This is a genomic window from Ensifer sesbaniae, assembly GCF_013283665.1.
Classification (GTDB): domain Bacteria; phylum Pseudomonadota; class Alphaproteobacteria; order Rhizobiales; family Rhizobiaceae; genus Ensifer; species Ensifer sesbaniae.
The window spans coordinates 1,640,804-1,663,032 of the sequence record NZ_JABEKU010000001.1; the positions used below are offsets into that span (position 1 = coordinate 1,640,804).

Below are 22,229 nucleotides of genomic sequence, written 5' to 3' on the forward strand. Positions count from 1 at the left end.
GACCATGGCGAAGATTGCAAAGCGTGTACAGAAGTCCCGCGAGGGCATCGATCCGGCGAAGATCTACGGCCTCACCGAAGCCGTATCGCTGGTCAAGGAACGTGCGACCGCCAAGTTCGACGAGACCATCGAAGTCGCGATGAACCTCGGCGTTGACCCGCGCCATGCCGACCAGATGGTTCGTGGCGTTGTCAACCTGCCGAACGGCACCGGCCGCTCGGTTCGTGTCGCTGTTTTCGCCCGTGGCGCCAAGGCCGACGAAGCCAAGGCTGCCGGTGCTGACGTTGTCGGCGCGGAAGAACTCGTCGAAATCGTCCAGGGCGGCAAGATCGATTTCGATCGCTGCATCGCCACCCCGGACATGATGCCGCTCGTCGGTCGTCTCGGTAAGGTTCTCGGCCCGCGCGGCATGATGCCGAACCCGAAGGTCGGCACGGTTACGATGGACGTTGGCGGTGCCGTCAAGGCATCCAAGGGCGGCGCTGTCGAGTTCCGCGTCGAGAAGGCTGGTATCGTTCACGCTGGCGTTGGCAAGGCATCCTTCGATGCCAAGGCGCTGGAAGAAAATATCCGCGCTTTCGCTGACGCCGTGATCAAGGCGAAGCCGACCGGCGCCAAGGGCAACTACGTCAAGCGCGTCGCGATTTCGTCGACCATGGGCCCGGGCCTCAAGATCGACCCGGCCACGCTCAGCGTCGCCTAATTGTTTTCGGGCTTCGGCCCGGCGCACAAATTCCCGGTCCTTCGGGGCCGGGAATTCCGGATGTCAAGTCCGGAACTCCTGTCCGAGATTGCGGGTGGTTCTACCTTAATCACTTCGGCCTGCATGAGACGGGTAAGATCTGAATTTCACCATGGCGCCGGAGGCGTCGAAATTCGGTTCGAACCTCGCTTGCCTTGTGTCAGACCCGGCTCTCCCGGGAACGCCAAGGGACAGGATCCTTAAGCGTTATCAGGGATCGAGCTCGATCTCGGGTGACAAAGGCAAACCCGGCAGGGGGGCATTATTGCAACCCTGTCAACTGGAGACAGACAGTGGAAAGAGCGGAAAAACGCGAATTCGTCACGGAGCTGAACGAAGTCTTCAAGGCTTCCGGTTCGGTTGTCGTGGCCCACTATGCTGGTGTCACAGTTGCGCAGATGAACGACTTCCGTTCGAAGATGCGCGCTGCTGGCGGCACCGTCAAAGTCGCGAAAAACCGCCTGGCCAAGATCGCTCTTCAGGGCACCGAGTCGGAAGGGATGAGCAATCTCTTCAAGGGTCAGACGCTGATTGCATACAGCCAAGACCCGATCACGGCTCCTAAGGTTGTCATGGATTTCGCCAAGACCAACGACAAGCTCGTTGTTCTCGGTGGCGCCATGGGCACGACCACGCTCAACGCCGAAGCAGTCAAGTCGCTCGCGACCCTGCCTTCGCTCGACGAGCTGCGCGCAAAGCTGCTGGGCCTTCTCAATGCCCCGGCAACCCGCGTCGCAACGGTTGTTCAGGCACCGGCAAGCCAGCTTGCTCGCGTGTTCTCGGCCTATGCCAAGAAGGACGAAGCCGCCTAAGGCGGATTTTCGCTGTTGTATTTAAAACCAGTTCGAACCGAACAAAAGGAAAAGTAAAATGGCTGATCTCGCAAAGATCGTTGAAGACCTCTCCTCGCTCACCGTCCTGGAAGCTGCTGAGCTCTCCAAGATGCTCGAAGAGAAGTGGGGCGTTTCGGCTGCTGCTCCGGTAGCTGTTGCTGCTGCTGGCGGCGCTGCCGGCGGTGCTGCTGCTGCTGCTGAAGAAGAAAAGACCGAGTTTGACGTAATCCTCGTTGACGCTGGCGCCAACAAGATCAACGTCATCAAGGAAGTTCGCGGCATCACCGGCCTCGGCCTCAAGGAAGCCAAGGACCTGGTCGAAGGCGCTCCGAAGCCGGTCAAGGAAGCAGTTTCCAAGGCTGAAGCTGCCGACCTCAAGAAGAAGCTCGAAGAAGCTGGCGCCAAGGTTGACGTCAAGTAATTCGGCTACATGCAAGGGGAGGTGGCCTTTTCAGGCCGCCTCTCTTTGACCGTTTTTAGAACATATTACCCAAAAGCCTGTCGAAAAAGGCTTTTGGGTAATGGGTTCTTCAAGAGGATGGTCTCGAACGGAAGGCAGCTCAGCAATCCGCGCTGAGCGTTTTTCGTTAGCTGGACGAGATTGGACTACTCATTGATTGACGGGATCGACTGGCCATCGGTTCCCGTCCGTTGCAGGCCCGGATGCAAGATTGACAAGGAGCGACGATGGCTCAGACCCTTTCGTTTAACGGTCGCAGGCGCGTACGCAAGTTTTTTGGTAAAATTCCAGAAGTCGCAGAAATGCCGAACCTCATCGAGGTTCAGAAGGCGTCCTACGACCAGTTTCTGATGGTTGAAGAGCCCAAGGGCGGTCGCCCTGACGAGGGGCTCCAAGCTGTTTTCAAGTCCGTTTTCCCGATCAAGGATTTCTCGGGCGCATCGATGCTGGAGTTCGTGTCCTACGAATTCGAGCCGCCGAAGTTCGACGTCGAAGAATGCCGTCAGCGCGATCTGACCTACGCAGCGCCGCTCAAGGTGACGCTGCGTCTCATCGTGTTCGATATTGACGAGGATACCGGCGCGAAGTCGATCAAGGACATCAAGGAACAGAACGTCTACATGGGCGACATGCCGCTCATGACCGACAACGGTACCTTCATCGTCAATGGTACCGAGCGTGTTATCGTTTCGCAGATGCACCGTTCGCCGGGCGTCTTCTTCGACCACGACAAGGGCAAGAGCCATTCGTCGGGCAAGCTGCTCTTCGCAGCTCGCGTCATTCCTTACCGCGGCTCCTGGCTCGACATCGAGTTCGACGCCAAGGACATCGTGCATGCCCGTATCGACCGCCGCCGCAAGATTCCGGTGACGTCGCTGCTGATGGCACTCGGCATGGACGGCGAGGAAATCCTCGACACCTTCTACACGAAGTCGCTCTACCAGCGCGACGGCGAAGGCTGGCGCGTGCCGTTCCAACCGGATGCGCTCAAGGGCCAGAAGGCCATCACCGATATGATCGACGCCGACACCGGCGAAGTCGTTGTCGAGGCCGGCAAGAAGCTGACCCCGCGCCTGCTCCGTCAGTTGCAGGAAAAGGGCCTGAAGGCGCTCAAGGCGACCGACGATGATCTCTACGGCAACTACCTTGCCGAAGACGTCGTCAATTTCGCCACCGGTGAGATCTACCTCGAAGCCGGCGACGAGATCGACGAGAAGACCCTTCCGGTCATCCTCTCGGCCGGTTTCGACGAGATCCCGGTTCTCGACATCGACCATATCAATGTCGGTGCCTACATCCGCAACACGCTCGCGGCCGACAAGAACGAGAACCGTCAGGACGCCCTGTTCGACATCTATCGCGTGATGCGTCCGGGTGAACCGCCGACCATGGATTCCGCGGAAGCCATGTTTAACACGCTGTTCTTCGATGCCGAGCGCTACGACCTTTCGGCCGTCGGTCGCGTCAAGATGAACATGCGCCTCGACCTCGAAGTCGCCGACACCGTGCGCATCCTGCGCAAGGAAGACATCTTGGCGGTCGTCAAGATGCTCGTCGAACTGCGCGACGGCAAGGGCGAGATCGACGACATCGACAACCTCGGCAACCGCCGTGTTCGTTCGGTCGGCGAGCTCATGGAGAACCAGTACCGTCTCGGCCTGCTCCGCATGGAGCGCGCGATCAAGGAACGCATGTCCTCGATCGAGATCGACACGGTCATGCCGCAGGATCTGATCAACGCGAAGCCGGCCGCTGCTGCCGTTCGCGAATTCTTCGGCTCCTCGCAGCTGTCGCAGTTCATGGACCAGGTGAACCCGCTTTCGGAAATCACCCACAAGCGCCGTCTCTCGGCACTTGGCCCGGGTGGTCTGACCCGCGAGCGCGCCGGCTTCGAAGTCCGCGACGTTCACCCGACCCACTACGGCCGTATTTGCCCGATCGAAACGCCGGAAGGCCCGAACATCGGTCTGATCAACTCGCTCGCAACCTTCGCCCGCGTCAACAAGTACGGATTCATCGAAAGCCCGTACCGCAAGATCGTCGACGGCAAGGTGACGAACGACGTCGTCTATCTCTCGGCGATGGAAGAGGCGAAGTATCACGTTGCCCAGGCAAACTCGGTTCTCGAGGGTGATGGCTCCTTCGCTGAAGAGTTCGTCGTTTGCCGTCACGCCGGTGAAGTTATGCTGGCGCCGCGCGACAACATCAATCTGATGGACGTTTCGCCGAAGCAGCTCGTTTCGGTCGCAGCCGCGCTCATCCCGTTCCTCGAGAACGACGACGCCAACCGCGCACTGATGGGCTCGAACATGCAGCGTCAGGCCGTGCCGCTGCTGCGCGCCGAAGCACCGTTCGTCGGTACCGGCATGGAGCCGGTCGTTGCCCGCGACTCCGGCGCGGCGATTGCAGCCCGTCGTGGCGGCGTCGTCGACCAGGTTGACGCGACCCGTATCGTTATCCGCGCCACCGAAGACCTCGATCCGTCGAAGTCGGGCGTCGATATCTATCGTCTGCAGAAGTTCCAGCGTTCGAACCAGAACACCTGCGTCAACCAGCGCCCGCTGGTGACCGTCGGCGACGTCCTGAACAAGGGCGACATCATCGCTGACGGTCCGTCGACCGACCTCGGTGACCTGGCTCTCGGCCGCAACGCGCTCGTCGCGTTCATGCCGTGGAACGGCTACAACTACGAAGACTCGATCCTGCTCTCCGAGCGGATCGTGCGCGACGACGTGTTCACGTCCATCCACATCGAAGAATTCGAAGTGATGGCGCGCGACACCAAGCTGGGGCCGGAAGAAATCACCCGCGACATTCCGAACGTTTCGGAAGAAGCGCTGCGCAACCTCGACGAAGCCGGTATCGTTTATATCGGTGCTGAGGTTCAGCCGGGTGACATCCTCGTCGGCAAGATCACGCCGAAGGGCGAAAGCCCGATGACGCCGGAAGAAAAGCTTTTGCGCGCCATCTTCGGTGAAAAGGCCTCCGACGTCCGCGACACCTCGATGCGCATGCCTCCGGGCACCTTCGGTACCGTCGTCGAAGTTCGCGTCTTCAACCGCCACGGCGTTGAAAAGGACGAGCGCGCGATGGCGATCGAGCGCGAGGAAATCGAACGCCTCGCCAAGGACCGCGACGACGAGCAGGCGATCCTCGATCGCAACGTCTACGCACGTCTCGTCGACATGCTGCGCGGCCATACGGCCGTTGCCGGCCCGAAGGGCTTCAAGAAGGGCACCGAGCTTTCGAACCTCGTCGTCAGTGAATACCCCCGCTCGCAGTGGTGGATGTTCGCCGTCGAAGACGAAAAGGCTCAGGGCGAGATCGAAGCTCTGCGCGCCCAGTACGACGAGTCCAAGTCGCGCCTTGAGCAGCGCTTCATGGACAAGGTCGAAAAGGTCCAGCGTGGCGACGAAATGCCTCCGGGCGTCATGAAGATGGTCAAGGTCTTCGTTGCTGTTAAGCGCAAGATCCAGCCGGGCGACAAGATGGCCGGCCGTCACGGCAACAAGGGTGTCGTGTCGCGTATCGTGCCGATCGAAGACATGCCGTTCCTGGAAGACGGCACGCATGTCGACGTCGTTCTGAACCCGCTCGGCGTTCCGTCGCGCATGAACGTCGGCCAGATCCTCGAAACCCATCTCGGCTGGGCTTGCGCCGGCATGGGCAAGAAGATCGGCGCGATGCTCGATGCCTACCACGAGAGTGGCGACATCAAGCCGCTGCGCGCGACCATCGACGATGTCATCGGATCCGGTCCAAAGGGCGAGCCGATCAAGCAGTACGACGACGAGTCGATTGTGCGCCTGGCCGAGCAGACCCGCCGCGGCGTGTCGATCGCGACTCCGGTCTTCGACGGTGCAGTCGAAGCCGACGTCAACGAGATGCTGGCCAAGGCCGGCCTCAAGGTGACCGGCCAGTCGACGCTCTACGACGGCCGTACCGGCGATCAGTTCGACCGCCAGGTGACCGTGGGCTACATCTACATGCTGAAGCTCAACCACCTGGTCGACGACAAGATCCACGCCCGTTCGATCGGACCGTACTCGCTCGTCACCCAGCAGCCGCTGGGCGGTAAGGCGCAGTTCGGCGGTCAGCGCTTCGGGGAAATGGAGGTCTGGGCGCTGGAAGCTTACGGCGCGGCCTACACCCTGCAGGAGATGCTGACGGTCAAGTCGGACGACGTCGCTGGTCGTACCAAGGTCTACGAAGCGATCGTCCGTGGCGACGACACCTTCGAGGCGGGCATTCCGGAGAGCTTCAACGTTCTCGTCAAGGAAATGCGCTCGCTGGGCCTTTCGGTCGAGCTCGAAAACTCGAAGGTCGACGAGGCTGGCGCGGCACAGTTGCCGCACGCAGCCGAGTAAAGAGACCCAAGGTGCGTGCCGCGATGCGGCGCGCACCGTTTCCGCCTGGAGACGCTCAGTCTTCGGAAGGAACAGAGCCGCAGCCAATGCGGTTTTAGCTGTTTAAGGGGCAGGGGCCGGCGCCCGGGATTTGTCGGCACCCTCGCCAAGCTCAGGGCGTAAAGCCCGTAAAGGAGACAGGCATGAACCAAGAGGTCATGAATCTTTTCAATCCGCAGGTGCCTGCACAGACCTTCGATTCCATCCGGATTTCGATCGCGTCGCCGGAGAAGATTCTTTCCTGGTCTTACGGTGAGATCAAGAAACCGGAGACGATCAACTACCGCACGTTCAAGCCGGAACGCGACGGTCTGTTCTGCGCGCGCATCTTTGGCCCGATCAAGGACTACGAGTGCCTGTGCGGCAAGTACAAGCGCATGAAGTACAAGGGCATCATCTGCGAAAAGTGCGGCGTCGAAGTCACGCTGTCGCGCGTTCGCCGTGAGCGCATGGGCCATATCGAGCTCGCTGCTCCGGTTGCCCATATCTGGTTCCTGAAGTCCCTGCCGAGCCGCATCGCGACGCTGCTCGACATGACGCTGAAGGATGTCGAGCGCGTTCTGTACTTCGAGAACTACATTGTCACCGAGCCCGGTCTGACGTCGCTGAAGGAAAATCAGCTTCTCAGCGAAGAAGACTACATGCTCGCCGTCGATGAGTTCGGCGAAGATCAGTTCACCGCCATGATCGGCGCTGAAGCGATCTATGAAATGCTCGCTTCGATGAACCTGGAGAAGATCGCCGGCGATCTGCGCACCGAGCTCGCGGAGACGACCTCGGATCTGAAGCAGAAGAAGCTGATGAAGCGGCTGAAGATCGTCGAAAACTTCATGGAATCCGGTAACCGGCCGGAATGGATGATCATGAAGGTCGTTCCGGTGATCCCGCCGGATCTGCGTCCGCTCGTCCCCCTCGACGGCGGCCGTTTCGCGACGTCGGATTTGAACGATCTCTATCGCCGCGTCATCAACCGTAATAACCGTCTGAAGCGCCTGATCGAACTGCGTGCTCCGGGCATCATCATCCGCAACGAAAAGCGCATGCTGCAGGAATCTGTCGATGCGCTGTTCGACAACGGCCGTCGCGGCCGCGTCATCACCGGCGCCAACAAGCGCCCGCTGAAGTCGCTGTCCGACATGCTGAAGGGCAAGCAGGGCCGCTTCCGTCAGAACCTGCTCGGCAAGCGCGTCGACTATTCCGGCCGTTCGGTCATCGTGACCGGTCCGGAACTGAAGCTGCATCAGTGCGGTCTTCCGAAGAAGATGGCACTCGAGCTGTTCAAGCCGTTCATCTATGCGCGGCTTGACGCCAAGGGCTTCTCCTCGACGGTGAAGCAGGCCAAGAAGCTCGTCGAGAAGGAAAAGCCCGAAGTCTGGGATATCCTCGACGAGGTCATCCGCGAGCATCCGGTTCTGCTGAACCGTGCGCCGACGCTGCACCGCCTGGGCATCCAGGCCTTCGAACCGACGCTCGTCGAAGGCAAGGCGATCCAACTGCACCCGCTCGTCTGCACGGCCTTCAACGCCGACTTCGACGGCGACCAGATGGCCGTTCACGTGCCGTTGTCGCTCGAAGCGCAGCTCGAAGCCCGCGTGCTGATGATGTCGACGAACAACATTTTGCACCCGGCAAACGGCGCGCCGATCATCGTTCCGTCGCAGGACATGGTTCTCGGTCTCTACTACTTGTCGATCCTGAACCAGAACGAGCCGGGCGAAGGCATGGCGTTCTCGGACATGGGCGAGCTGCATCATGCGCTCGAAACCAAGGCTGTGACGCTGCACGCCAAGATCCGCGGTCGCTACAAGACCGTCGACGCCGAGGGCAACCCGGTTTCGAAGATCTACGAAACGACGCCTGGCCGCATGATCATCGGCGAACTGCTGCCGAAGAACCCGAACATTCCGTTCGACATCTGCAACCAGGAAATGACCAAGAAGAACATCTCCAAGATGATCGACACGGTCTACCGTCATTGCGGCCAGAAGGACACGGTCATCTTCTGCGACCGCATCATGCAGCTCGGCTTCGCCCATGCCTGCCGCGCCGGCATTTCGTTCGGCAAGGACGACATGGTCATTCCGGACACCAAGGCGAAGATCGTCGGTGACACCGAAGCGCTGGTGAAGGAATACGAGCAGCAGTACAACGACGGTCTCATCACCCAGGGCGAGAAGTACAACAAGGTTGTCGATGCCTGGGGCAAGGCGACGGAAAAGGTCGCCGACGAGATGATGGCACGCATCAAGGCGGTCGAGTTCGACGACAATGGTCGCCAGAAACCGATGAACTCGATCTACATGATGTCGCACTCGGGTGCTCGTGGTTCTCCGAACCAGATGCGTCAGCTGGGCGGTATGCGCGGCCTGATGGCCAAGCCGTCGGGTGAAATCATCGAGACGCCGATCATCTCGAACTTCAAGGAAGGCCTGACCGTGAACGAGTACTTCAACTCGACGCACGGCGCCCGTAAGGGTCTTGCCGACACCGCCTTGAAGACCGCGAACTCCGGTTACCTGACCCGCCGTCTCGTCGACGTGGCGCAGGATTGCATCGTCAACTCCGTCGACTGCGGTACCGACAAGGGTCTGACCATGACGGCCATCGTCGATGCCGGTCAGGTCGTGGCATCGCTCGGTGCACGTATCCTCGGCCGCACGGCCCTGGACGATATCGATCACCCGGTGACCGGCGCTCGCATCGTCGATGCCGGCAAGATGATCCTGGAGGCAGATGTCATCGAGATCGAGAAGGCTGGCATCCAGTCGATCCGTATCCGCTCGGCGCTGACCTGCGAAATCCAGACCGGCGTCTGCGGCGTCTGCTACGGTCGCGACCTGGCGCGTGGTACGCCGGTCAACATGGGCGAAGCGGTTGGCGTTATTGCAGCTCAGTCGATCGGTGAGCCCGGCACCCAGCTCACCATGCGTACCTTCCACTTGGGCGGTACCGCGACCGTGGTCGACCAGTCGTTCCTGGAAGCGTCCTACGAAGGTACGATCCAGATCAAGAACCGCAACATGCTGCGCAACTCGGAGGGCGTTCTCGTCGCGATGGGCCGCAACATGGCGATCCAGATCCTCGACGAGCGCGGCGTAGAGCGTTCTTCGCAGCGCGTTGCCTATGGTTCGAAGATCCTCGTCGACGATGGCGACAAGGTGAAGCGCGGTCAGCGTCTCGCCGAGTGGGATCCCTACACCCGTCCGATGATGACGGAAGTGGAGGGTACCGTTCACTTCGAAGACGTCGTCGACGGCATCTCGGTGCTCGAAGCGACCGACGAATCCACCGGCATCACCAAGCGTCAGGTTATCGACTGGCGTTCGACGCCGCGCGGCTCGGATCTCAAGCCGGCGATCGTTATCAAGGACAAGAACGGTGCAGTTGCCAAGCTGTCGCGCGGCGGCGAAGCCCGGTTCATGCTCTCGGTTGACGCGATCCTCTCGGTCGAACCCGGCCAGAAGGTAAGCCAGGGTGACGTTCTCGCCCGTTCGCCGCTCGAAAGCGCCAAGACCAAGGACATCACCGGTGGTCTGCCGCGCGTTGCCGAACTGTTCGAAGCACGTCGTCCGAAGGATCACGCCATTATCGCCGAGATCGATGGTACCGTTCGCTTCGGCCGCGACTACAAGAACAAGCGTCGCGTTCTGATCGAGCCGGCGGAAGACGGTGTCGAGCCGGTCGAGTACCTGATCCCGAAGGGCAAGCCCTTCCATCTTCAGGACGGCGACTACATCGAAAAGGGCGACTACATCCTCGATGGCAACCCAGCGCCGCACGACATTCTGGCGATCAAGGGCGTGGAAGCACTTGCTTCCTACCTGGTCAACGAAATCCAGGAAGTCTACCGACTGCAGGGCGTTGTGATCAACGATAAGCACATCGAAGTCATCGTTCGCCAGATGCTGCAGAAGGTGGAAATCACCGATGCCGGCGACTCGACCTACATCGTCGGTGACAACGTCGATCGTATCGAACTCGAAGACGTCAATGACAGCCTGATCGAACAGGGCAAGAAGCCGGCATACGGCGATCCGGTCCTGCTTGGCATCACCAAGGCGTCGCTGCAGACACCGTCCTTCATCTCGGCAGCTTCGTTCCAGGAAACCACCAAGGTCCTGACCGAAGCGGCGATCGCCGGCAAAACGGACGGCCTGCAGGGCCTGAAGGAAAACGTCATCGTCGGCCGTCTGATCCCGGCCGGTACCGGTGGCACGATGACCCAGATTCGCCGCATCGCAACCGCGCGCGACGAAATGATCCTGGAAGAGCGTCGTCGCGGCACGGGTGCGGAGGCCGCAACGCCGATGCTGGCCGATCTCGCCAACGAGAACGCAGCAGCCGAATAAACGGGGGAGGGCGGGCTTCCGCCCTCTGTCCAGACAAAGAAGAAGCCGCCGAGATAGCTCTCGGCGGCTTCTTCTTTTGGGGAGGTGCGGCCCGCGCGCAAGCGGCGAGGGCGAAGGTCGCTTGCCCGTAAAGCTCAACTGAAGCGGATGATCGCCACTTCGCCTTCGAGTGCGCCTTGGTAGGCGGAGGCGTGAGGCTCTTCGTTCGGCACCTCGGTCAGTGTCCCGATCTGGTCCAGATCAGCCTCGAGAAAACCCTCTTCGGCAAGGGCGTTCAGTGCTTCGCGAACGGCGGTATCGTCGTCGGGCGCCTTGAGCATCACGTGAATGTCCACGCCGTCTTCGTCGCCGTCGGTCTCATAGGCCTTGCCGATGATGATGAACACCATCGGTTCGTCCGGGGCATTGTCGTTGTCTGGGGTGACGGCCATTTTGTTTCCTTTCGTTTGGCTGGCGCGACCTTAGCGCCCTTTTTTGTCCAAGGCGATGGAAATGCGGCGCAGCCGGAGCGCATCTCGGGCGGCCGACTCGAAGACGGTGGAAAACCCCCACAAAGTGGTTGCCGATTCCTTAACCCTGTCGGACACTCCGGCTGCTGAAGGGTCAAAGAGGCGAGCGCCGGGTGCGAAACCATGTGCAAAAGCCTGGTTTTGCAGGCATGTCAGGCCTGCGGGCGATAGAATATTTCTTAATTGCCCTTGACTGTTGGCCTTGAAATCAGTACACCCCGCCGCATCGGAGCCCATGTGAGGCTGGCTGGTTCGGAACGTCGCGTTCTGGAGTTCGCCTCAAACAAGGTTCGAAACGCACGCTGACGACTACAATGCTGCACGCACGACGCGCACGATAGTGCGTCCTCTGCTTTATTTGGGGCCATCTGCGGAAAGGCGGATCGGCCCCTGTTTTGCGCATTTCATGAGGCGTTCGAAACTGCCGGCGACGGCAACGATCCGCCCGCAAGGGTAACGTGACAAGATTTTGCAAGGGATGGGTATATGCCTACCGTAAACCAGCTGATCCGCAAGCCTCGTCAGGCACAGGTAAAGCGCAACAAGGTTCCTGCTCTGCAGGAAAACCCGCAGAAGCGTGGCGTTTGCACCCGCGTTTACACGACGACCCCGAAGAAGCCGAACTCGGCGCTCCGTAAGGTTGCCAAGATTCGTCTGACGAACGGCTTTGAAGTCATCGGCTACATTCCGGGTGAAGGTCACAACCTTCAGGAACACTCGGTTGTTATGATCCGCGGCGGCCGTGTTAAGGACCTTCCGGGTGTTCGTTACCACATCATCCGTGGCGTTCTCGATACGCAGGGCGTTAAGAACCGCAAGCAGCGCCGTTCGAAGTACGGTGCGAAGCGTCCGAAGTAATTCGGTTTTGAAAATCCTGGCGCTGCGCGAGGTCCTCCGCGTGGTAAAGCGCTGAAACAGTTAAAGAGACGAGAAGTATGTCCCGACGTCATAGAGCAGAAAAGCGTGAGATCAACCCGGATCCGAAGTTCGGTGATCTGGTTGTCACGAAATTCATGAACGCAATCATGCTGCACGGCAAGAAGTCCGTAGCGGAAAGCATTGTTTACGGCGCATTCGATGCGGTCCAGGCTAAGCTGAAGCAGGAGCCGATCACCGTATTCCATTCCGCGCTCGACAACATTGCGCCGCACGTTGAAGTGCGTTCGCGCCGCGTCGGTGGTGCTACTTACCAGGTTCCGGTCGATGTTCGTCCGGAGCGTCGCCAGGCCCTCGCCATCCGTTGGCTGATTGCGGCCGCACGCAAGCGTAACGAGACGACCATGGTCGATCGCCTCTGCGGCGAACTCATGGACGCAGCGAACAACCGTGGTAGCGCCGTGAAGAAGCGCGAAGACACGCACAAGATGGCTGATGCCAACCGTGCGTTCTCGCATTATCGCTGGTAATTCTGGCGCGAACGTCTCGAGAGGCAGTCCACTATGGCACGCGAATATAAAATCGAAGACTACCGTAACTTCGGTATCATGGCGCACATCGACGCTGGCAAGACCACGACGACCGAGCGCATCCTCTACTACACCGGCAAGTCCCACAAGATCGGCGAAGTCCACGACGGCGCCGCTACCATGGACTGGATGGAGCAGGAGCAGGAACGCGGCATCACCATCACGTCCGCTGCTACGACGACCTTCTGGAAGGGTCGCGACGGCAAGACCCGCCGCTTCAACATCATCGACACCCCCGGCCACGTTGACTTCACCATCGAAGTCGAGCGTTCGCTGCGCGTTCTCGACGGCGCCATCGCGCTGCTCGACGCCAACGCCGGCGTTGAGCCGCAGACGGAAACCGTCTGGCGTCAGGCTGAGAAGTATCATGTTCCGCGCATGATCTTCTGCAACAAGATGGACAAGACCGGCGCCGACTTCTACCGCTCGGTCGAAATGATCAAGACCCGTCTCGGAGCGACCGCCGTCGTCATGCAATTGCCGATCGGCGCTGAAAGCGACTTCAAGGGCGTCGTCGACCTGATCGAGATGAACGCTCTTGTCTGGCGCGATGAATCGCTCGGCGCCCAGTGGGACGTCGTCGAGATCCCGGACGACTTGAAGGATAAGGCCGAAGAATATCGCGAAAAGCTGATCGAGACCGTTGTCGAGATCGACGAAGCCGCGATGGAGGCCTACCTCGAAGGCAACATGCCCTCGAACGACAAGATCCGCGAACTCGTTCGCCGCGGCACCATCGACGTGAAGTTCCACCCGATGTTCTGCGGCACCGCGTTCAAGAACAAGGGCGTTCAGCCGCTTCTCGACGCCGTCGTCGACTACCTGCCGTCGCCGGTCGATATTCCGGCCATCAAGGGCATCGACGTCAAGACCGAAGCTGAAATCGAGCGTCATGCTGACGATGCCGAGCCGCTCGCGATGCTCGCGTTCAAGATCATGAACGACCCCTTCGTCGGCTCGCTGACCTTCGCCCGCATCTACTCGGGCAAGCTCGAAAAGGGCTCGTCGGTCATGAACACGGTCAAGGACAAGCGCGAGCGCGTCGGCCGTATGCTGCAGATGCACTCGAACTCGCGTGAAGACATCGAAGAAGCCTTCGCAGGCGACATCGTTGCTCTCGCCGGCCTCAAGGAAACCACGACGGGTGACACGCTCTGCGATCCGCTGAAGCCGGTCGTTCTCGAGCGTATGGAATTCCCGGAGCCGGTTATCCAGATCGCGATCGAGCCGAAGTCCAAGGGCGACCAGGAAAAGATGGGCCTCGCGCTCAACCGCCTGGCGGCCGAAGATCCGTCGTTCCGCGTCAAGACCGACCAGGAATCCGGCCAGACGATCATCGCCGGCATGGGTGAGCTTCACCTCGACATCATCGTCGACCGCATGCGTCGCGAGTTCAAGGTTGAAGCCAACGTTGGTGCACCGCAGGTTGCTTACCGCGAAACGATCACGCGTCAGCACGAAGAAGACTACACGCACAAGAAGCAGTCCGGTGGTACCGGTCAGTTTGCGCGCGTCAAGCTCGTGTTCGAACCGAACCCGGACGGCGACGATTTCGTCTTCGAATCCAAGATCGTCGGCGGTGCTGTTCCGAAGGAATACATCCCGGGCGTTCAGAAGGGTATCGAAAGCGTTCTGTCCTCGGGTCCGCTTGCTGGCTTCCCGATGCTGGGCGTCAAGGCGACGCTCGTGGACGGTGCATTCCACGACGTCGACTCGTCGGTCCTCGCCTTCGAAATCGCTTCCCGTGCTTGCTTCCGTGAAGCAGCCAAGAAGGCTGGCGCACAGCTGCTCGAGCCGATGATGAAGGTAGAAGTCGTAACGCCGGAAGACTACGTCGGCGACGTTATCGGCGACCTGAACTCCCGCCGTGGCCAGATCCAGGGCCAGGAATCGCGTGGCGTTGCCGTTGTGATCAACGCAAACGTTCCGCTGGCGAACATGTTCAAGTACGTCGACAACCTGCGCTCGATGTCGCAGGGTCGTGCGCAGTACACGATGACCTTCGATCACTACGCGCCGGTCCCGTCGAACGTCGCACAGGAAATCCAGGCAAAGTATTCCGGTCAGAAGTGACCGGAATACCGACACGCTGAAAGCAGATAGAAAGTTTTCCCCGAGAGGGGATAGAAAACGGAGAGCCGGAAATGGCAAAGAGCAAATTTGAGCGCAACAAGCCGCACGTTAACATTGGCACGATTGGCCACGTTGACCATGGCAAGACGTCGCTGACGGCAGCGATCACGAAGTACTTCGGCGAGTTCAAGGCGTATGACCAAATCGACGCCGCTCCGGAAGAAAAGGCCCGTGGTATCACGATTTCGACGGCGCACGTCGAGTATGAGACGGCCAACCGTCACTACGCTCACGTTGACTGCCCCGGCCACGCCGACTACGTCAAGAACATGATCACCGGTGCTGCACAGATGGACGGCGCGATTCTGGTTTGCTCGGCCGCTGACGGCCCGATGCCGCAGACCCGCGAGCACATCCTGCTCGCCCGCCAGGTCGGCGTTCCGGCGATCGTCGTGTTCCTCAACAAGGTCGACCAGGTTGACGACGCCGAGCTTCTCGAGCTCGTCGAGCTGGAAGTTCGCGAACTTCTGTCGTCCTACGAATTCCCGGGCGACGACATTCCGATCATCAAGGGCTCGGCGCTTGCCGCTCTGGAAGATTCGGACAAGAAGATCGGCGAAGACGCGATCCGCGAGCTGATGGCAGCGGTTGACGCCTACATCCCGACGCCGGAGCGTCCGATCGACCAGCCGTTCCTGATGCCGATCGAAGACGTGTTCTCGATCTCGGGCCGCGGTACGGTTGTGACCGGTCGCGTTGAGCGCGGCATCGTCAAGGTCGGCGAAGAAATCGAAATCGTCGGCATCCGTCCGACGACGAAGACGACCTGCACGGGCGTTGAAATGTTCCGCAAGCTGCTCGACCAGGGCCAGGCCGGCGACAACATCGGTGCGCTGCTGCGCGGTGTCGACCGCAACGGCGTCGAGCGTGGCCAGATTCTGTGCAAGCCGGGTTCGGTCAAGCCGCACAAGAAGTTCAAGGCCGAAGCCTACATCCTGACGAAGGAAGAAGGCGGCCGTCATACGCCGTTCTTCACGAACTACCGTCCGCAGTTCTACTTCCGCACGACGGACGTGACGGGCATCGTGACGCTGCCGGAAGGCACGGAAATGGTCATGCCGGGCGACAACGTCACCGTTGACGTCGAGCTGATCGTACCGATCGCGATGGAAGAAAAGCTGCGCTTCGCGATCCGCGAAGGCGGCCGCACCGTCGGCGCCGGCATCGTTGCTTCGATCGTCGAGTAATCGACGGGACTAAAGGCGGAAATGAAGTGAGGCGCATGCTATGCGCCTCCGTCATAGCCGCCCCGAAAGATTTAGTTGGTCGCACGGCTTGCCGAAGACGACGAAATAGTGCAAATGGCGCCCACGCGTGATTTGCATGGTGCTTCGACGTTGTGCGCTCACCAAAGAACAGGCCGGCCACGGCCGCTCAAATAGGAAGGGGCAGGGGAAACCCTGTCCCTCCGATCTTTGAAAATTTGCGGACTGGCCGAACATTAAACGAAGTTCAATGCGTGTTTTTCCACGGAAACCGCAGACAACATGAACAAGGATAAGTCGTATGAACGGCCAGAACATCCGCATCCGCCTCAAGGCGTTTGATCACCGGATCCTCGACGCCTCGACGCGCGAAATCGTGTCGACGGCAAAGCGTACCGGTGCAAGCGTGCGCGGTCCCGTACCGCTGCCGACGCGCATTGAAAAGTTTACGGTCAACCGCTCGCCGCACGTCGACAAGAAGAGCCGTGAACAGTTCGAAATGCGCACCCACAAGCGCCTTCTCGATATCGTAGATCCGACCCCGCAGACCGTTGACGCGCTGATGAAGCTCGACCTGGCTGCCGGCGTCGACGTGGAAATCAAGCTTTAATAACAAGGAAGGTACGTGGACCCCGGTCCAACGGCTTCCGAAAACGGGCGACCTCAAGATCGGATGATCTCAAGGAAACCTTAAACCAGAGATGTGAGGGGGCTCGCCCCGTCACTAACTCTCAAGAGGAATGAACCGATGCGTTCAGGTGTGATTGCACAGAAAGTGGGAATGACCCGCGTCTATAACGACGCCGGTGAGCATATCCCGGTTACAGTATTGAAGCTGGAGAACTGCCAGGTGGTAGCCCAGCGTACGGAAGAGAAGAACGGCTACGTGGCTGTCCAGCTGGGTGCAGGCCGTTCGAAGGTCAAGAACACGCCGAAGGCGATGCGCGGCCATTTTGCTGCTGCCAACGTCGAGCCGAAGGCGAAGCTCGTCGAGTTCCGCGTTACCGCGGACAACCTGATCGACATCGGTGCAGAACTGACGGCCAACCATTTCGTTGCCGGCCAGCTCGTCGACGTTACCGGTACCACGATCGGTAAGGGCTTTGCTGGTGCGATCAAGCGCCACAACTTCGGTGGTCTGCGTGCAACGCACGGCGTTTCCGTATCGCACCGTTCGCACGGTTCGACCGGTTCCAACCAGGATCCGGGCCGCGTTTGGAAGGGCAAGCGCATGGCTGGTCACATGGGTCAGACCCGCGTCACCACCCAGAACCTCGAAGTCGTATCGACCGATGAAGACCGCGGTCTGATCCTGGTCAAGGGCGCAGTCCCCGGCTCCAAGGGTGCCTGGATCGTCGTTCGTGACGCCATCAAGTCGGGCACCCCGGAAGGCGCTCCGCGCCCGGCCGCCGTGCGCGCCGAAGCATCGAAGTAAGGGAGCCGAGTAATGGATCTCAACGTCAAAACCCTCGAGGGCAAGGACGCGGGAAAGGTTTCCCTTTCTGACGCCATTTTCGGCCTCGAACCCCGTGAAGACATCATTGCCCGCGTCGTTCGCTGGCAGCTCGCCAAGAAGCAGCAGGGCACGCACAAGGCCAAGGGCCGCGCGGAAGTTTCGCGCACCGGCGCCAAGATGTACAAGCAGAAGGGTACGGGCCGCGCCCGCCACCACTCCGCTCGCGCTCCGCAGTTCCGCGGCGGTGGCAAGGCCCATGGCCCGGTCGTCCGCAGCCACGAGCATGATCTGCCGAAGAAGGTTCGCGCCCTCGGCCTGCGTCATGCCCTGTCGGCCAAGCTGAAGGCTGAAGAGATCATCGTCATCGACGACCTCGTTGCCAAGGAAGCCAAGACCAAGGCTCTCGCCGGTGCGTTTGCATCGCTCGGCCTCACTAACGCTCTGATCATCGGCGGCGCCGAGATCGAGAACAACTTCAAGCTCGCAGCCCAGAACATCCCGAACGTGGACGTTCTGCCGGTTCAGGGCATCAATGTTTACGACATTCTGCGCCGTGGCAAGCTCGTGCTTTCCAAGGCTGCCGTGGAAGCTCTGGAGGAGCGGTTCAAATGACGGATCTTCGCCACTACGACGTGATCGTGTCCCCCTCGATCACCGAAAAGTCGACGCTGGTTTCCGAACAGAACCAGGTCGTCTTCAACGTCGCCAAGGACGCTTCGAAGCCTGAAATCAAGGCTGCCGTCGAAGCTCTGTTCGGCGTCAAGGTTACGGCCGTGAACACGCTCGTCCGCAAGGGCAAGACCAAGCGTTTCCGCGGCTTTGCCGGAAAGCAGAAGGACGTGAAGAAGGCGATCATCACGCTCGCCGACGGTCAGTCCATCGACGTCTCCACCGGTCTCTAACGGATAGGCCCATTAGGGTAAAAACCCAAAAGGGAACAAGAAAATGGCATTGAAAAGTTTCAATCCGACGACCCCGAGCCAGCGTCAGCTGGTCATCGTAGACCGGGCTGGCCTCTACAAGGGCAAGCCGGTCAAGGCGCTGACCGAAGGCCTGTCCTCCAAGGGCGGTCGCAACAACCTCGGTCGCATCACCGTTCGCTTCCAGGGCGGCGGTCACAAGCGTACCTACCGCCTGGTCGACTTCAAGCGTCGCAAATTCGACGTTGAAGGCACGGTCGAGCGTCTGGAATACGACCCGAACCGCACCGCCTTCATCGCGCTCGTCAACTACGCCGACGGCGAAAAGGCCTACATCCTCGCTCCGCAGCGCCTCGCTGCCGGCGACAAGGTCATCGCTTCCGAGAAGGCCGTTGACGTCAAGCCCGGCAACACGATGCCGCTGCAGTACATCCCGGTCGGCTCCATCATCCACAACGTGGAAATGAAGCCGGGCAAGGGCGGCCAGATGGCCCGCTCCGCCGGTACCTACGCACAGCTCGTCGGTCGCGACCAGGGCATGGCGATCCTTCGTCTGAACTCGGGCGAACAGCGCCTCGTGCACGGTTCCTGCCTCGCATCGATCGGCGCCGTATCGAACCCCGATCACGGCAACATCAATGACGGTAAGGCTGGTCGCTCGCGCTGGCGCGGCAAGCGTCCGCACGTTCGCGGCGTCGTCATGAACCCGGTTGACCACCCGCACGGCGGTGGTGAAGGCCGTACCTCGGGTGGTCGTCACCCGGTTACCCCGTGGGGTAAGCCCACGAAGGGCAAGCGTACGCGCTCGAACAAGTCGACCGACAAGTTCATCATGCGTTCGCGGCATCAGAAGAAGAAGTAAGAGAGGAAGTCTCGAATGACTCGTTCAGTATGGAAAGGTCCGTTCGTTGACGGTTATCTTCTCAAGAAGGCTGAGAAGGTCCGCGAAGGCGGTCGTAACGAAGTGATCAAGATCTGGAGCCGCCGCTCCACGATCCTTCCGCAGTTTGTCGGCCTCACCTTCGGCGTCTACAACGGCAGCAAGCACGTTCCGGTCAGCGTCAACGAAGACATGGTCGGCCACAAGTTTGGCGAATTCTCTCCGACCCGGACCTACTACGGTCATGGCGCGGACAAGAAGGCAAAGAGGAAGTAACAATGGGCAAGGCAAAAGCCGAACGCCGGCTGAAGGATAATGAGGCGCAGGCAGTTGCGCGCACGATCCGCGTCAGCCCCCAGAAGCTCAACCTGGTTGCCGCGATGATCCGCGGCAAGAAGGTCGACCGCGCTCTGGCCGAACTGGAGTTCTCCCGCAAGCGCATCGCAGAGACGGTCAAGAAGACCCTTGAATCTGCGATCGCAAACGCAGAGAACAACCACGATCTCGACGTCGATTCGCTCGTCGTCGCAGAAGCTTACGTTGGCAAGTCGATCGTCATGAAGCGCTTCCACGCTCGTGGTCGCGGCCGTGCATCGCGTGTCGAAAAGCCGTTCTCTCACTTGACGATCGTCGTTCGTGAAGTGGAAGCCAAAGGGGAGGCCGCATAATGGGCCAGAAGATTAATCCGATCGGTTTCCGTCTCGGCATCAACCGGACCTGGGATAGCCGCTGGTTCGCGGACAATGCCGAATACGGCCAGCTTCTTCACGAAGACCTGAAGATCCGCGCCTACCTGATGGAAGAGCTGAAGGCTGCCGGTATCGCCAAGGTGGTCATCGAGCGCCCGCACAAGAAGTGCCGCGTCACGATCCACTCGGCTCGTCCGGGCCTGATCATCGGCAAGAAGGGCGCCGACATCGAAAAGCTCCGCAAGAAGCTTTCCGAGATGACCAACTCCGAAACGCACCTCAACATCGTCGAAGTGCGCAAGCCGGAAGTTGACGCAACGCTCGTTGCCCAGTCGATCGCCCAGCAGCTCGAGCGCCGCGTGGCCTTCCGCCGTGCGATGAAGCGCGCTGTTCAGTCGGCCATGCGTCTTGGCGCCGAAGGCATCAAGATCACCTGCGCCGGTCGTCTCGGTGGCGCCGAAATCGCTCGTACCGAATGGTACCGCGAAGGTCGCGTTCCGCTGCACACGCTGCGCGCGGATATCGACTACGGCACGGCCGAAGCGGAAACCGCTTTCGGTATCTGCGGCATCAAGGTCTGGATCTTCAAGGGCGAAATCCTTGAGCACGATCCGATGGCTTCCGAGCGTCGCGCGATCGAAAGTGACAACCAGGGCCCGTCCGGCCGTGATCGCGACCGTGGCGATCGTGACCGCCGTCGTGAAAACGCGTAACATTCGCGTTTGGCAGCCAATATCGGAGAAGTAAAAAAATGTTGCAGCCAAAGCGTACGAAGTATCGCAAGCAGTTCAAGGGCCGCATCAAGGGCGTTGCCAAGGGCGGTTCTGATCTCGCCTTCGGTGAATTCGGCCTGAAGGCTCAGGAACCGAACCGCGTCAATGCGCGCGAGATCGAAGCGGCCCGCCGCGCGATCACGCGTCACATGAAGCGCGCCGGCCGCGTCTGGATCCGCGTGTTCCCTGACGTTCCCGTCACCGCCAAGCCGACGGAAGTCCGCATGGGTAAGGGTAAGGGTTCGGTCGAATACTGGGCATGCAAGGTCAAGCCCGGCCGTATGATGTTTGAGATCGATGGTGTCAGCGAAGAACTTGCCCGTGAGGCACTTCGTCTTGGCGCTGCCAAGCTCTCTGTCAAGACGCGCTTCGTGCAGCGTATCGCAGAGTAAGGAGTGAAGCTCATGAAAGCCGCAGATGTTCGCGCTCTGAGCGCCGATCAACTCAACGAAGAGCTTGCCAAGCTGAAGAAGGAGCAGTTCAACCTGCGCTTCCAGAAGGCAACCGGCCAGCTCGAGAAGTCTTCGCGTATCAACGAAGTCCGCAAGGACATCGCACGCGTCAAAACCATTGCCCGCCAGAAGGCGGCAGAAGCCAAGGCCTAAGGACCAGAAAATATGCCGAAACGCATTCTGCAGGGCACTGTTGTCAGCGATAAGAACGACAAGACGGTTGTCGTCCGGGTCGAGCGCCGCTTCGCGCACCCGATCCTCCAGAAGACCGTTCGCCGTTCGAAGAAGTACAAGGCGCACGACGAAAACAACCAGTACAAGGTTGGTGACGTCGTTTCTATCGAGGAATGTGCGCCGATCTCGAAGGATAAGCGCTGGACGGTCGTAGCCGTCCACGCTTGATTTCTGCAGGTTTTGACCGCAAGACCCTTGCGTCTTGGGCAAATACCTGTATGAAGCACGCAATTGAAGCAGAGGAACGCTCGAGTCCGGGCGTTCTTTTGCTTTGAGATGAGCACTATAAGCCAGGCGAGGGGGTCTCGGCCCAACCGGCCTGGTAACAACAAGAAGGCGACCTGACATGATTCAGATGCAAACAAACCTCGACGTGGCGGATAATTCCGGCGCACGTCGTGTCATGTGCATCAAGGTGCTGGGCGGCTCCAAGCGCAAGTATGCGTCGGTCGGCGACATCATTGTCGTTTCGATCAAGGAAGCCATTCCGCGCGGCCGCGTAAAGAAGGGTGATGTCATGAAGGCTGTTGTCGTTCGCACTGCGAAGGACATCCGCCGTCCGGATGGTTCCGTCATCCGCTTTGACACCAACGCAGCCGTTCTTATCGATAACAAGAAAGAGCCGATCGGCACCCGTATCTTCGGACCGGTTCCGCGCGAACTCCGCGCCAAGAACCACATGAAGATCATCTCGCTGGCTCCAGAAGTACTCTAAAGGAGCG

The 22,229-nt window shown here is 60.0% G+C and carries 22 protein-coding genes; 21 read left to right on the top strand and 1 reads right to left on the bottom strand.

The window, feature by feature from the left end:
- Nucleotides 1-4 precede the first annotated feature (4 nt).
- From rplA to rpoC, 5 genes are all read left to right on the top strand, one after another.
- Nucleotides 5-703: a 50S ribosomal protein L1 gene (gene rplA / locus BHMPCIPO_RS07915; protein WP_173516244.1), complete on the top strand. Its 699-nt coding sequence runs from the start codon at nt 5-7 to the stop codon at nt 701-703.
- Between the two features lie 332 nt (nt 704-1,035).
- Nucleotides 1,036-1,554: a 50S ribosomal protein L10 gene (rplJ, locus tag BHMPCIPO_RS07920; protein ID WP_173516245.1), complete on the top strand. Its 519-nt coding sequence runs from the start codon at nt 1,036-1,038 to the stop codon at nt 1,552-1,554.
- Between the two features lie 58 nt (nt 1,555-1,612).
- On the top strand, nt 1,613-1,996 hold the full coding sequence (gene rplL / locus BHMPCIPO_RS07925) for a 50S ribosomal protein L7/L12 (RefSeq protein WP_173516246.1): 384 nt from the start codon (nt 1,613-1,615) through the stop codon (nt 1,994-1,996).
- A gap of 266 nt (nt 1,997-2,262) precedes the next feature.
- The gene (gene rpoB / locus BHMPCIPO_RS07930; RefSeq protein ID WP_173516247.1) at nt 2,263-6,402 is read left to right on the top strand and encodes a DNA-directed RNA polymerase subunit beta; all 4,140 of its coding nucleotides are present in this window, start codon (nt 2,263-2,265) and stop codon (nt 6,400-6,402) included.
- A gap of 182 nt (nt 6,403-6,584) precedes the next feature.
- Nucleotides 6,585-10,790 (top strand): DNA-directed RNA polymerase subunit beta', encoded by a 4,206-nt coding sequence (gene rpoC, locus BHMPCIPO_RS07935; protein ID WP_173516248.1) that lies wholly within the window; start codon nt 6,585-6,587, stop codon nt 10,788-10,790.
- 134 nt (nt 10,791-10,924) lie between these two features.
- On the opposite strand, the gene BHMPCIPO_RS07940 is transcribed toward rpoC, so the two are convergent.
- The gene (locus BHMPCIPO_RS07940; RefSeq protein WP_173516249.1) at nt 10,925-11,221 is read right to left on the bottom strand and encodes a transcriptional regulator; all 297 of its coding nucleotides are present in this window, start codon (nt 11,219-11,221) and stop codon (nt 10,925-10,927) included.
- Nucleotides 11,222-11,785: 564 nt separating this feature from the next.
- On the opposite strand from BHMPCIPO_RS07940, the gene rpsL reads away from it, so the two are divergent.
- The 16 genes from rpsL to rplN all read left to right on the top strand — a co-directional run bounded on the left by rpsL (nt 11,786) and on the right by rplN (nt 22,222).
- On the top strand, nt 11,786-12,157 hold the full coding sequence (gene rpsL, locus BHMPCIPO_RS07945) for a 30S ribosomal protein S12 (RefSeq protein ID WP_003507760.1): 372 nt from the start codon (nt 11,786-11,788) through the stop codon (nt 12,155-12,157).
- A 77-nt stretch (nt 12,158-12,234) separates the two neighbouring features.
- Nucleotides 12,235-12,705: a 30S ribosomal protein S7 gene (gene rpsG / locus BHMPCIPO_RS07950; protein ID WP_173516250.1), complete on the top strand. Its 471-nt coding sequence runs from the start codon at nt 12,235-12,237 to the stop codon at nt 12,703-12,705.
- A 33-nt stretch (nt 12,706-12,738) separates the two neighbouring features.
- Nucleotides 12,739-14,838: an elongation factor G gene (gene fusA, locus BHMPCIPO_RS07955; protein ID WP_173516251.1), complete on the top strand. Its 2,100-nt coding sequence runs from the start codon at nt 12,739-12,741 to the stop codon at nt 14,836-14,838.
- A gap of 71 nt (nt 14,839-14,909) precedes the next feature.
- The gene (tuf, locus tag BHMPCIPO_RS07960) at nt 14,910-16,085 is read left to right on the top strand and encodes an elongation factor Tu (protein ID WP_173516240.1); all 1,176 of its coding nucleotides are present in this window, start codon (nt 14,910-14,912) and stop codon (nt 16,083-16,085) included.
- A gap of 319 nt (nt 16,086-16,404) precedes the next feature.
- Nucleotides 16,405-16,713 carry a 30S ribosomal protein S10 gene (gene rpsJ / locus BHMPCIPO_RS07965; RefSeq protein WP_003507767.1) on the top strand — a complete coding sequence of 103 codons (309 nt, stop codon included), beginning with the start codon at nt 16,405-16,407 and terminating at the stop codon, nt 16,711-16,713.
- Nucleotides 16,714-16,851: 138 nt separating this feature from the next.
- Nucleotides 16,852-17,538, top strand: a complete 687-nt coding sequence (rplC, locus tag BHMPCIPO_RS07970) for a 50S ribosomal protein L3 (protein WP_173516252.1) — start codon at nt 16,852-16,854, stop codon at nt 17,536-17,538.
- A 12-nt stretch (nt 17,539-17,550) separates the two neighbouring features.
- Nucleotides 17,551-18,171, top strand: a complete 621-nt coding sequence (rplD, locus tag BHMPCIPO_RS07975; protein WP_173516253.1) for a 50S ribosomal protein L4 — start codon at nt 17,551-17,553, stop codon at nt 18,169-18,171.
- Nucleotides 18,168-18,461, top strand: a complete 294-nt coding sequence (locus BHMPCIPO_RS07980; protein WP_057255571.1) for a 50S ribosomal protein L23 — start codon at nt 18,168-18,170, stop codon at nt 18,459-18,461. Before rplD ends, BHMPCIPO_RS07980 begins: the two co-directional genes overlap by 4 nt.
- 43 nt (nt 18,462-18,504) lie before the next feature.
- Nucleotides 18,505-19,341: a 50S ribosomal protein L2 gene (gene rplB, locus BHMPCIPO_RS07985; protein ID WP_057255572.1), complete on the top strand. Its 837-nt coding sequence runs from the start codon at nt 18,505-18,507 to the stop codon at nt 19,339-19,341.
- A gap of 15 nt (nt 19,342-19,356) precedes the next feature.
- Nucleotides 19,357-19,635 (top strand): 30S ribosomal protein S19, encoded by a 279-nt coding sequence (gene rpsS / locus BHMPCIPO_RS07990; RefSeq protein WP_018239488.1) that lies wholly within the window; start codon nt 19,357-19,359, stop codon nt 19,633-19,635.
- 2 nt (nt 19,636-19,637) lie between these two features.
- Nucleotides 19,638-20,027 carry a 50S ribosomal protein L22 gene (gene rplV / locus BHMPCIPO_RS07995; protein ID WP_034795534.1) on the top strand — a complete coding sequence of 130 codons (390 nt, stop codon included), beginning with the start codon at nt 19,638-19,640 and terminating at the stop codon, nt 20,025-20,027.
- Nucleotides 20,027-20,761, top strand: coding sequence for a 30S ribosomal protein S3 (rpsC, locus tag BHMPCIPO_RS08000; protein ID WP_173516254.1), 735 nt, complete (start codon nt 20,027-20,029; stop codon nt 20,759-20,761). Before rplV ends, rpsC begins: the two co-directional genes overlap by 1 nt.
- A gap of 38 nt (nt 20,762-20,799) precedes the next feature.
- On the top strand, nt 20,800-21,213 hold the full coding sequence (gene rplP, locus BHMPCIPO_RS08005) for a 50S ribosomal protein L16 (protein ID WP_011975175.1): 414 nt from the start codon (nt 20,800-20,802) through the stop codon (nt 21,211-21,213).
- A gap of 12 nt (nt 21,214-21,225) precedes the next feature.
- Entirely contained in the window at nt 21,226-21,426 is a 201-nt protein-coding gene (gene rpmC, locus BHMPCIPO_RS08010; RefSeq protein WP_056319072.1) for a 50S ribosomal protein L29, read from the top strand.
- Nucleotides 21,427-21,438: 12 nt separating this feature from the next.
- Nucleotides 21,439-21,675 carry a 30S ribosomal protein S17 gene (gene rpsQ, locus BHMPCIPO_RS08015; RefSeq protein ID WP_173516255.1) on the top strand — a complete coding sequence of 79 codons (237 nt, stop codon included), beginning with the start codon at nt 21,439-21,441 and terminating at the stop codon, nt 21,673-21,675.
- Between the two features lie 178 nt (nt 21,676-21,853).
- On the top strand, nt 21,854-22,222 hold the full coding sequence (gene rplN / locus BHMPCIPO_RS08020; protein ID WP_034795548.1) for a 50S ribosomal protein L14: 369 nt from the start codon (nt 21,854-21,856) through the stop codon (nt 22,220-22,222).
- Nucleotides 22,223-22,229 lie beyond the last annotated feature (7 nt).

Excerpts from the sequence above, each read along its gene's own strand:
- rplA (WP_173516244.1), top strand. The coding sequence starts at position 5 with ATGGCGAAGATTGCAAAGCGTGTACAGAAGTCCCGCGAGGGCATCGAT.
- rplL (WP_173516246.1), top strand. The coding sequence starts at position 1,613 with ATGGCTGATCTCGCAAAGATCGTTGAAGACCTCTCCTCGCTCACCGTC.
- rpoB (WP_173516247.1), top strand. The coding sequence starts at position 2,263 with ATGGCTCAGACCCTTTCGTTTAACGGTCGCAGGCGCGTACGCAAGTTT.
- rpoC (WP_173516248.1), top strand. The coding sequence starts at position 6,585 with ATGAACCAAGAGGTCATGAATCTTTTCAATCCGCAGGTGCCTGCACAG.
- BHMPCIPO_RS07940 (WP_173516249.1), bottom strand. The coding sequence starts at position 11,221 with ATGGCCGTCACCCCAGACAACGACAATGCCCCGGACGAACCGATGGTG.
- rpsL (WP_003507760.1), top strand. The coding sequence starts at position 11,786 with ATGCCTACCGTAAACCAGCTGATCCGCAAGCCTCGTCAGGCACAGGTA.
- rpsG (WP_173516250.1), top strand. The coding sequence starts at position 12,235 with ATGTCCCGACGTCATAGAGCAGAAAAGCGTGAGATCAACCCGGATCCG.
- fusA (WP_173516251.1), top strand. The coding sequence starts at position 12,739 with ATGGCACGCGAATATAAAATCGAAGACTACCGTAACTTCGGTATCATG.
- tuf (WP_173516240.1), top strand. The coding sequence starts at position 14,910 with ATGGCAAAGAGCAAATTTGAGCGCAACAAGCCGCACGTTAACATTGGC.
- rpsJ (WP_003507767.1), top strand. The coding sequence starts at position 16,405 with ATGAACGGCCAGAACATCCGCATCCGCCTCAAGGCGTTTGATCACCGG.
- rplC (WP_173516252.1), top strand. The coding sequence starts at position 16,852 with ATGCGTTCAGGTGTGATTGCACAGAAAGTGGGAATGACCCGCGTCTAT.
- rplD (WP_173516253.1), top strand. The coding sequence starts at position 17,551 with ATGGATCTCAACGTCAAAACCCTCGAGGGCAAGGACGCGGGAAAGGTT.
- BHMPCIPO_RS07980 (WP_057255571.1), top strand. The coding sequence starts at position 18,168 with ATGACGGATCTTCGCCACTACGACGTGATCGTGTCCCCCTCGATCACC.
- rplB (WP_057255572.1), top strand. The coding sequence starts at position 18,505 with ATGGCATTGAAAAGTTTCAATCCGACGACCCCGAGCCAGCGTCAGCTG.
- rpsS (WP_018239488.1), top strand. The coding sequence starts at position 19,357 with ATGACTCGTTCAGTATGGAAAGGTCCGTTCGTTGACGGTTATCTTCTC.
- rplV (WP_034795534.1), top strand. The coding sequence starts at position 19,638 with ATGGGCAAGGCAAAAGCCGAACGCCGGCTGAAGGATAATGAGGCGCAG.
- rpsC (WP_173516254.1), top strand. The coding sequence starts at position 20,027 with ATGGGCCAGAAGATTAATCCGATCGGTTTCCGTCTCGGCATCAACCGG.
- rplP (WP_011975175.1), top strand. The coding sequence starts at position 20,800 with ATGTTGCAGCCAAAGCGTACGAAGTATCGCAAGCAGTTCAAGGGCCGC.
- rpmC (WP_056319072.1), top strand. The coding sequence starts at position 21,226 with ATGAAAGCCGCAGATGTTCGCGCTCTGAGCGCCGATCAACTCAACGAA.
- rpsQ (WP_173516255.1), top strand. The coding sequence starts at position 21,439 with ATGCCGAAACGCATTCTGCAGGGCACTGTTGTCAGCGATAAGAACGAC.
- rplN (WP_034795548.1), top strand. The coding sequence starts at position 21,854 with ATGATTCAGATGCAAACAAACCTCGACGTGGCGGATAATTCCGGCGCA.